The organism is Thiohalocapsa halophila, assembly GCF_016583825.1.
GTDB lineage: Bacteria > Pseudomonadota > Gammaproteobacteria > Chromatiales > Chromatiaceae > Thiohalocapsa > Thiohalocapsa halophila.
Genome location: NZ_NRRV01000122.1, coordinates 1 through 9,664, shown reverse-complemented (window position 1 = coordinate 9,664; position 9,664 = coordinate 1). Strand labels below are relative to the sequence as shown.

Below are 9,664 nucleotides of genomic sequence, written 5' to 3'. Positions count from 1 at the left end.
CGCGAGCCACGCGAGTGGCGCCGGGTCGAGCCGCCGGTGTGGACGGAGCGGATGTTGGCGGCCCTGGCAACGGGGTCCACGCGACGCCTGCGGGCGTCCCCTGCGCTGGCCCGGAGTCGATCACCCGAAATGCTGCTCCTGCCGGCGAGCCAATCCCGCTGAGGAAACAACCGACTGGAGAGCCGTGTGCGGGAGAACTGCACGCACGGTTCGGAGGGAGGGGAGGCGCAAGCCTTCCCTACCCCTATCAGCCGCCAGCATCCGTGGGAGCGGCATCCTTGCCGCGACGAACCGCTGCCTCGCTCTGGAAGCCGTCGCGGCCAGAGGCCGCTCCCACAGGCGCCAGCGCGTCCGTGGGAGCGGCATCCCTGCCGCGACGAGCCGCTGCCACGCTCTAGAAGCCGTCGCGGCCAGAGGCCGCTCCCACAGCCGCCAGCATCCGTGGGAGCGGCATCCCTGCCGCGACGAACTGCTGACACGCCCCGGAAATCGTCGCGGCCGGAGGCCGCTCCCACAGGCGCCAGCGCGTCCGTGGGAGCGGCATCCCTGCCGCGACGAACCGCTGACACGCCCTGGAAATCGTCGCGGCCAGAGGCCGCTCCCACGAGCGCCAGCGCATCCGTGGGAGCGGCATCCTTGCCGCGACGAACCCGCTGACACGCCCTGGAAATCGTCGCGGCCAGAGGCCGCTCCCACAGGCGCCAGCACGTCCGTGGGAGCGGCATCCCTGCCGCGACGAGCCGCTGCCACGCTCTAGAAGCCGTCGGGGCCAGAGGCCGCTCCCACAGGGCCTTCTTGCGCTGACGGCCAATCATAGCGCGGCGGCGTGCCGCGCAGCGGGTGGGCAAGGTCCAATGCCGGCACCAAGCTTAACGCCCCCGCAGCCGGCGCGGGACAGGATCGGCGCCGGCGGCCATCTCGCAGCGCTACCGCCGCAGCTGGGGCATTTGCCCCAGTCCAATTACGCAAGCCGCCAAATCCACCGATAACCCCGGCGTAGCGCCCGGCTGCCAACCGCTTCGCCAGCCCCGCCCCCCGCGTTCGCTGAGGCCCCGGGCCGCGCGCTGCAAGGGCGGCCCCGGCCCATCCAGGCCGTCGTCGAGGCCGAGGCGCCCGACGCACGGGGAGCTGGTGCGTGGCTTGCTAGACGCATGGCGAGCAGGGCGGCGCTGGCGCGCCGAGCGGGCGTGCCGAGCACGCCATGGCACCAGCGCCCCATAGTCGAATAGGAGATACCCTATGACCACCTATGTTTTGTCCACGGCGCATATCCCGCGCCGCACCTACAACATCCCGCACCTGAGCCTGCTGCGGCCGCTGCGCTGGCTGCGCCAAGGTCTCGGCGACATGGTTGCCACGCCTGCGGTGAGCCTCGCCTATGGCGCGGCCGTCGCCGCGCTGGCGTTCGTCGTCGTGATGCTGACCGCCGGTGGGACGCAGTTCTTCCTGGTGCCCTTCCTGTTCGGCGGCTTTCTGCTCATCGCCCCCATCCTGTCCGTGGGCCTGGTGGCCATGGCCAAGCGCCGCGACGAGCAGCGCCCTGACACCTCAGTGATCGACATCCTGAAGGTCAACGCACCGAGTCTCGCACTGCTGGGGCTGGTGCTGCTGTTCCTGTTCCTGAACTGGATCATGCTCTCGAACCTGATCTTCGGCGGCTTCTTCCACGAGGTGGTGCCCACCTACGGCCAGGTGCGGCCCCTGCCGGTGATGTTCGGCGAGAGCTGGCCCTTTGCACTGGTCTATGGCGGCATCGCGCTGGTCCTGGCGCTGCTGCTTTTCCGCATGATCGCCTTCGCGCTGCCGATGCTGGTGGACCAGCGCGTAGACATGTTCAACGCCATCTTCGCAAGCTGGCGCGCGGTCGGCGAGAACTGGCCCAGCATGATCGTCTGGGCCTTCCTGCTGTTTGCGCTCACCACCATCGGTATCAGCCTCTGGCTCGTCGGCCTGGTGGTCGTCGTGCCCTGGCTCGGCTATGCCACTTGGCACGCCTATCGCGACACCCTGGTGCCAGAGCCTACGGCCTCCGCGGACGTGGACAACACCATCTAGGCCGCGCCCGATGCCCGCCGCAGTCTCACCGAAGGGCCCGCGGCGTCAGGGCAGTTCTCAGCAGTGCGTGCCAGGACCTCGCCGCCGAGACGCAGGAACGCGTGACGGACTGGCACCGCGGACGCCGGTGCCGGCGGGTGCAATGAGACGGCCAAGAACGGCGCATGCGATGACGCCCGAGCGCGCCGGCCGGCCTCTCGGCCACGGCTGCCGACGCCGACCCCGCTCTACCCTGGATGCCAGTGCAGTCCCGCCCGGGCGGGTGCATCTGCCCCGGCGGTGGGGGATCTCGCGCAACTGCCGAGGCACAGGCTGAGAAGACCGCGTTCCCGACGTCTCGCTCACCCGGTGGGTACAAGCGCAAGCCTAGCTGTCTCTTGGGACTGATCGAAGCTGCTGGCACGCGTCATGCTTGCGTTTCGGACAGCCAGCCGCCTGCGCCACAGCCCACCGCCAAGCATGGGACAGCCACGGGCCGGCATGCGCCGTTGTTCAGCGCAGCAGCACCCGGCACCGCGGCGCAGATCGCGGCCCACCGACCGATTCGAGAGGCAAGACGATGTCCGCTTCCAAGCTCCCAGGCTCCCGCCAGCCGCTGTCCAGGCTGACGCCGGGCGGCGAAGGTCCGCCTTGGCGCAACTATGCCATCGCCGCCGCCGCCATCCTCGCGCTGGCGGCCGTGCTCAATCTACTCCTGGCGCCGTCGCCGCCGGCGCTGAGCTACACGGAATTCAAGCAGGCGGTGCGCGACGGGCGTGTCGCGCAGGTCACCTTCGAGGGCGAGCGCATCCGCGGGCGCTTCTATGCCGGCGCCGGACCCGATGCCGAGGCCGCCACCTCCGAAGCCCAGACCGGCGACGGCGCCGGCGCCGGCGACGGCAAGACCACCAGCGACACCGCGGCCTCGGGTCAGCAAGCCCAGTCCGCCAACGGCGGCGACGCTGCAACCGCAGAAGCCGACGGCCAAGCCCAACAAGCCGGGGCGGCTGGCAGCGGCTCGGCGGATGCCGGCGCCGACGAGCTCGGCCCGCCCTTCACCAGCACCAAGCCGCAGGTGAACGACCCACAGCTGTTGGACCTGCTGGAGCGCAACGAGGTAGAGATCGCCGCCGAGCCTGCCGAAACCGGCCTGCTCGGGCGCATCCTGGTGTCCTTCCTGCCCTGGGTGCTGATCCTCGGGCTCTTCCTGTACATCAGCTATCGCATGCAGCAGCGCATGATGGGCGGCGCCGGCGGTCAGCAGGGCGGCATCTTCGGCTTCGGCAAGTCCAAGGCGAAGCGTATCCGCGCCGAGGATTCCGACGTCGGCCTCGACGACGTCGCCGGGCTCGACAATGCCAAGGCGGACCTCGCCGAGATCATCGACCACCTGGCAGACCCCAAGCGCTTCCGTGCGCTCGGCGCCAAGATGCCCAAGGGCGTCATGCTGGTGGGCCCGCCCGGGACCGGCAAGACCCTGCTCGCCCGCGCCGTCGCCGGCGAGGCCGGGGTGCCCTTCTTCAGCATCTCCGGCTCGGAGTTCGTGGAGATGTTCGTCGGCGTCGGCGCATCCCGGGTGCGGGACCTGTTCGAGTCCGCCAAGAAGGCGGCCCCCTGCGTCATCTTCATCGACGAGATCGACGCCGTCGGGCGCACCCGCGGGGCCGGCATGGGCGGCGGCCATGACGAGCGCGAGCAAACCCTGAACCAGATCCTCGCCGAGATGGACGGCTTCACGCCGCAGCAGGACATCGTCGTGCTCGCGGCCACCAACCGCCCGGACGTGCTGGACAATGCCCTGCTGCGCCCCGGGCGCTTCGACCGCAAGGTCTATCTGGAGCTGCCGGGGCGCGAGGCGAGGCACGCCATCCTGGAAGTGCACGCGGGCAAGGTGAAGCTCGCCGACGACGTGGACTTGGAGCGCCTGGCCGCGCGCACCGTCGGCTTCTCCGGTGCCGATCTCGAAAACCTGGTCAACGAGGCCGCGCTGCTCGCCGGGCGCCGGCGGCAAGAGGCGGTGGACATGCAGCTCTTCGCCGACGCCCGCGACAAGCTGGTGCTCGGCGCCGAGCGCGAGCAGGGCATCGGCGACGACGAGCGCGAGCTGGTGGCGGTGCACGAGTCCGGCCATGCCCTGATGGCCTGGCTGCTGCCCGAGGCGGACCCGCTGGACAAGGTGACCATCATCCCCCGCGGGCGCGCCCTCGGCGCCACCGAGCAGACCCCCGAGGAGGAGCGCCGGACCTATAAGTCGAGCTACCTGCGCGATCGCATCGGCGTCATGCTCGGCGGGCGTGTCGCCGAGCAGGTGCTGTTCGACGACGTCACCACCGGCGCCGAGGCCGACCTCGACAACGCCACCAATCTCGCCCGGCGCATGGTGAGCCGCTGGGGCATGAGCGAGCGCATCGGGCCCATTGCCTTCAAGCGCGGTGAGGAGCACGTTTTCCTCGGCCGCGAGATGGCAGAGTCGCCGGAGTTCAGCGACGACACCGCCAAGCGCATTGACGACGAGATCACGGCCCTGATCCGCTCCGTCGAAGAGCACGCCCTTGAGCTGATGCGCGAGCATGAGCCAGGTCTCAAGCGCCTGAGCGAGCGCCTGCTGGAGGCCGAGACCCTGAGCCGCGAGGACATCGACGCGCTCCTGCGCGAGAGCACGGACGCCGAGCCGCTGCGGGCCGCCAATGCCTGAGGTCGGGCTCTCCAGGTCGGGAACAAGGCTGTTACCCTGAGCGGCCAGTGGCGGGGCCCCCGATGGCGGGGCTCTTGGCCGACGCCGAGCCCCCGACTGCTCTACGGGGGCAGATCTGCCGGCCATCGCTGCGGTCAATCCATTGGCAAAGAGACCTTTGTTGGCATACCTCAAGACCGTCTACCGCTCTACAGAGAAGGCCGATTTCCAGGGTTGGTCCGCCCGCCCGGGCGCGGCAGACGCGTGCGGTCTGTCCGCCGCCTCGGACCCGGCTGTGTGCGTCGCCTACCGCTGCCAAAATGACGCGCAACGCTCGCTGCTCGCCATCGACGACGACGTGGTCCGCCTCAGCGGCTACAGGGCGGACGAGCTGCTCGCCGGCCCCATCGGCTGGACCAGCCTGATCCATGCCGACGACCGCGCACAGGTGCGCCGGACGCTCCAGGACGCGGCCGCCGCCGAGCGCGCCTTCGCAGTGACCTACCGTCTCGTGCGCCGAGACGGCGGCACGCAGCCCGTGCGCGAGCAGGGCCAGGGGGTGCGGGATGCAGCCGGCCGCCTCCTCGGCTACAGCGGCTTCATCGCCGGCGCGGACGCCGCGGCGCCCGAGTACCGCCGGGTCGCGCAGCAAGGGTCGCGCGCCCTGCCCGACACGCTGCCGTCCGCCAAGGCGACCGAGGAGAGCGGGGACCAAAGCACCGACGCGGCCGAGCCTCGCCGCGGCGAGCCGACCCCGCACGCCCACCGCCAGCGGCTGCAGCGACTCGCCGATGCCATGCCGCAGCTGGTGTGGACCGCGCGCCCCGACGGCACCGTCTACTACTACAACGACCGGGTCACCGAGTATGCCGGTATCCATCAAACCGCGGACGGCAGTTGGCGCTGGCAGCCAGTGCTGCACGAGGACGACCGCGAGCGCACGGTTGAGGCCTATCGGCAAGCGCTGGCCAGCGGCGACACCTATGAATGCGAGCACCGCGTGCGCATGGCCGACGGGCAGCTGCGCTGGCACCTGACCCGGGCCGTGCCAATGCGCGATGCCGCCGGCAACATCGTCGAATGGTTCGGCACCGCCACCGATATTCACGACATCAAGCTCGCCCAGCAGGCCCTGGAATCAGCCGATCGGCGCAAGAACCGCTTCGTCGCCACCATGGCGCACGAGCTGCGCAATCCCTTGGCGCCAATCCGCCATGCCATCGACCTGCTGATGCAGCCGGACGAGCTCCCGCCGACGGCGGCGACCGCACGCGACATCATCGACCGCCAATCACGACACTTGGCGCGGCTGGTGGACGACCTGTTGGACATGAGCCGTATCACCAGCGACCGCCTGCGGCTCCAGTGCGAGCCGGTGCTGCTCAGCACCCTGGTGGACCAGGCACAAGAGGCGCTGGCGGAGCAGATCGCCGGGCGGGAACAGTCGATCACGGTCGAGCTGCCGGCACAGCCGGTGCGCCTGAACGCCGACACCGCACGCCTGGTCCAGGTCTTCGTCAACCTGCTCGACAACGCGAGTAAATTCAGCCCCGAAGGCGCGCACATCAGCCTCGAGGCAGAGCGCGTCGGCGACGAGGTCGTCGTCCGGGTCAGCGACAGCGGTATCGGCATCGACGCCGCGGACCTGCCGCGTCTGTTCGAGATGTTCGCGCAAGTCGGGGAGGACGCCGGCGCCGACAGCGGCGGTCTCGGCATCGGCCTGGCCCTGACCCGGCGCCTGGTAGAGCTGCACGGCGGGACCATCGCCGCCACCAGCGACGGCGCCGGCGAGGGCAGCACACTGACGGTGCGCCTGCCGGCGCTGGCGGAGGAAAAGACCTCGGCTGAGCCGGCAGCGGCCGCGCCCTGGGCCCAGGGCTCGGGCGCGGCCGTCGGCACCGCCGCCGACGCGGATGGCAAACGCCGTATTCTGATCGCAGACGACAACGACGACGTCGTCCAGTCATTGGCGATGCTGCTGGAGCTGCGCGGCTACGACGTCGACATCGCCCACGACGGGCTGCAAGCCCTCGCGGCCGTCGAGCGCGAGCGCCCGGACACCGTCATCCTGGACATCGGCATGCCCGGCCTCGACGGCCATGCCGCCTGCCGGCGGATCCGCCAGTTGCCGGGCGGCGAGCGGCTGCGCATCATCGCCCTGACCGGCTGGGGCGAGGCGCGTGACCGCCGCAACTCGGCCGAGGCCGGCTTCGACGCGCACCTGGTCAAGCCCATCGAGTCCGCCGTCCTGCTCGGCTTGCTGGCGGATACCGGCAACTAGGCAGGATCGCGTGGGAGCGGCATCCCTGCCGCGACACGCCGCTGCCACCGCGCTGGAAGTCATCGCGGCCAGAGGCCGCTCCCACGGAGACTTCGCCCTGTGGGAGCGGCATCCTTGCCGCGACACGCCGCTGCCACCGCTCTGGAAGTCATCGCGGCCAGAGGCCGCTCCCACGGCGCCTTCGGCATGTGGGAGCGGCATCCCTGCCGCGACGGGCCGCTGCCACCGCTCTGGAATCCGTCGCGGCCAGAGGCCGCTCCCACAGTGGCTTCGGCATGTGGGAGCGGCATCCCTGCCGCGACGCGCCGCTGCTAACGCACTGGAAGCCGTCGCGGCCAGAGGCCGTTCCCACGGCGCCTTCGCCCTATGCAGTACTCCTGACTTGGCGCCGAAATTAATGCGACTGGATCGCCTCGAACACGAGGCGCAGGTCGGTACCGGGGTAGACGGTCCGCTGGGTGTTGAGGCAGTCGCACAGCGCAATGAGCGCTTTCTGGGATCGGTTGTTCGCGAGCCCGTACAGACGCACCCGTAGTTCCCCATGTTCGCGATCCGGGAGAATGTCGCCCGGCAATCGGAACGCGGTCTTGAGAAAGGCGCGAGCCTCGTCGTCGTGGCGCGCGAAGAAGGGTTCGATGAGACTCGCGAGGCAGCTCTCGCTGCGGTAGGCGACGACCTTGATGAGCTGGGTGATCGTCTTGCGCTCGGTTTCGTGTTGAACGATCTGCTCCGGGTCCAGGACGCTCTTCAAGGGCACGCGCTTGTCCATCGCCTTGCTGCGCTCGGCGAGCTCGGTGCACTCCTTCTCCAAGCGCTCGATCATCTCCGCCTCTTTCGCCTGCTTGGCCTTCGAGGCACCGTCGCGTTGTTGTTGCACCTGGCGAACATGGGCTCGGCCGAGCTGCGCCCGTTTCGCCTTGAGGGTCTTCTGCAATCGGGTGCGCTCGGGATTGGGAACACTGCGTTGCGGATCGGCCGGTTCGGTGGCATAGGTGCTCAGGTGGTCGATGTTGAATTCGGCCTGCATGTATTTGAAGAAGTTCTCCTGGCGCCACCGCGAGAACATCCGAGCGGCGACAGCCGTGATCGGCAGGTCCTGGCGCGTCGTCAGGACGGCGGTCTGATGTCCGCCCTGGCTCAGACGGCGGATTTCGCGCATCCAAAACGCCGGCCGCTTGCGGTTGGCGGGGATGACCTGCACGCTGCGCTCGGCCAGCCAATAGGTTTCGGACTTGCCTTCGCATGCGAGATCGAAGGGCTGAAAGTCCTGCACATCCCAAGGCGTCTGTTTGCCCTTGCGATAGGTGATGACCTCGACCCCGTCGGCGTGCCAGCGGCGAAAGGCCTCGGGGCTCCAGGCCTCGCGGTCGAAGACCAGGGTGAGCGCGCGCTGCGCACCGATCTGCCGACGTGCTTCGGGGATGACGTCCTGCTCGATGAGCGTCAAGAGGTGCTGGTTGATGGGACTGGTGACGAAGAACAGGGGCTCGGCCGCGCCGTTGTGGACCCAGGTGTCCGTCGCTGCGGGCTGACATTGACGGCGTTTCTGCACGAATGTCTTCGGCAGTCGATGCTTGCGTCCGGTATAGGTCGACACATGACCGTCGATATACAGCACGCCCAGCTCGTCTGGCTCGCCCTGCGCCCAGCGCTCGGTCAGCGCCGCGGCGAGCTTTGCCGCCTGCTGCTGCTCGCCGAGCTCGGCGAGCTTGCGGCGCAATGTCTTCACCTCCGGCACGCGATCCAGTCCCAAGAGGATGCCCAGCTCCCCGGGCTGATGCGCGCTCAAGCCCTCGATGCTCTTGATGCGCAGCAACGCCATCATGACCAGGCACAGCAAGATCGAATGCAGGCCGTAGAAGCCGGCCTTCAGCGGTTGATAAACGCGCTCGGCGCTGCTCAGTAGGCCCTCGCCGATCAGCGCCGGCACGGCCAGCAAGACGCCTGCATTCGCCACGCCCTCCACCGCCTCGAAGTGCGGTGGCGCCTCGCTCAGCTCGCCGTGACAGGCGAGCAGGCGCTCGTCGATGCGCTTGACCGCGGTACCGCCACCCCGCGCCTGCGCGGCATCGCGTTCGGCCCGCTCGCCGGGCGAGAGCGCAGCGCGGCGTTGGCACGGCTGCGGGCGCCGGCGCAGCCGACCGGTCTTGATCGCATGGCGAACCGCCGTTTCGCTTACGCCCACCGCACGGGCCGCCGCCGATTGCGAGTCGCCTCGATCGAGACACGCCTGCGCGATGGGCAGCACCTCGTCGGTGAGCTTGTGCGCCCGCCGCGGAGCGCCGTGGCCGCGCCCGTCGCGGATGGCTTCCAGACCGCCTTCGCGATAGAGCTTCTGATTGCGGAACAGGGTCGAGCGGTGAACGCCCAAGACATCGGCCAGGTCCTCGCCTTTGGCCAGGCCCTGCGTCATCACGACGGCCCCGATGAAGCGCTTGGCCGCCGCGTCGTTGCGCGCGCAGCTCATCAGCGGGCCGGATGCATTCATGAAAACCAGCGCCTCGGGCGTTTCCACCACCGCCAGCCGCGGGCCCAGCGTAATCGCCTCTTCGGGCAGCAGGGGAAGCTCAACGGTGCCTGGCATGGCGGCTTGCAGTCTCGTATTTATTTATCGAGCAATGCCGCAATTATAGCTCAAATTCAGACGGTTGAAGGGGGTATGTCCGGAGTTCTGC

General features: G+C 69.4%; 4 protein-coding genes. 3 read left to right on the top strand and 1 reads right to left on the bottom strand.

All coding sequences use genetic code 11. From position 1 onward, the window contains the following. Positions 1-1,239 precede the first annotated feature (1,239 nt). The 3 genes from CKO31_RS24805 (at position 1,240) to CKO31_RS24795 (ending at position 6,989) form a co-directional block, all read left to right on the top strand. Complete coding sequence (locus CKO31_RS24805) at positions 1,240-2,055, top strand: DUF2189 domain-containing protein (protein WP_200243221.1); 816 nt, start codon at positions 1,240-1,242, stop codon at positions 2,053-2,055. Positions 2,056-2,614: 559 nt separating this feature from the next. Then, positions 2,615-4,729, top strand: a complete 2,115-nt coding sequence (gene ftsH, locus CKO31_RS24800) for an ATP-dependent zinc metalloprotease FtsH (protein WP_306341790.1) — start codon at positions 2,615-2,617, stop codon at positions 4,727-4,729. Between the two features lie 160 nt (positions 4,730-4,889). Further along, on the top strand, positions 4,890-6,989 hold the full coding sequence (locus CKO31_RS24795) for a PAS domain-containing protein (protein WP_200243220.1): 2,100 nt from the start codon (positions 4,890-4,892) through the stop codon (positions 6,987-6,989). Between the two features lie 394 nt (positions 6,990-7,383). Here CKO31_RS24795 and CKO31_RS24790 read toward each other — a convergent pair whose 3' ends face one another. Further along, positions 7,384-9,573, bottom strand: coding sequence for a helix-turn-helix domain-containing protein (locus CKO31_RS24790; protein WP_200243207.1), 2,190 nt, complete (start codon positions 9,571-9,573; stop codon positions 7,384-7,386). Between the last annotated feature and the right edge of the window lie 91 nt (positions 9,574-9,664).

Bases quoted from the DNA above. Each gene is read 5' to 3' on its own strand.
- CKO31_RS24805 (WP_200243221.1), top strand. From the start codon at position 1,240: ATGACCACCTATGTTTTGTCCACGGCGCATATCCCGCGCCGCACCTAC.
- ftsH (WP_306341790.1), top strand. From the start codon at position 2,615: ATGTCCGCTTCCAAGCTCCCAGGCTCCCGCCAGCCGCTGTCCAGGCTG.
- CKO31_RS24790 (WP_200243207.1), bottom strand. From the start codon at position 9,573: ATGCCAGGCACCGTTGAGCTTCCCCTGCTGCCCGAAGAGGCGATTACG.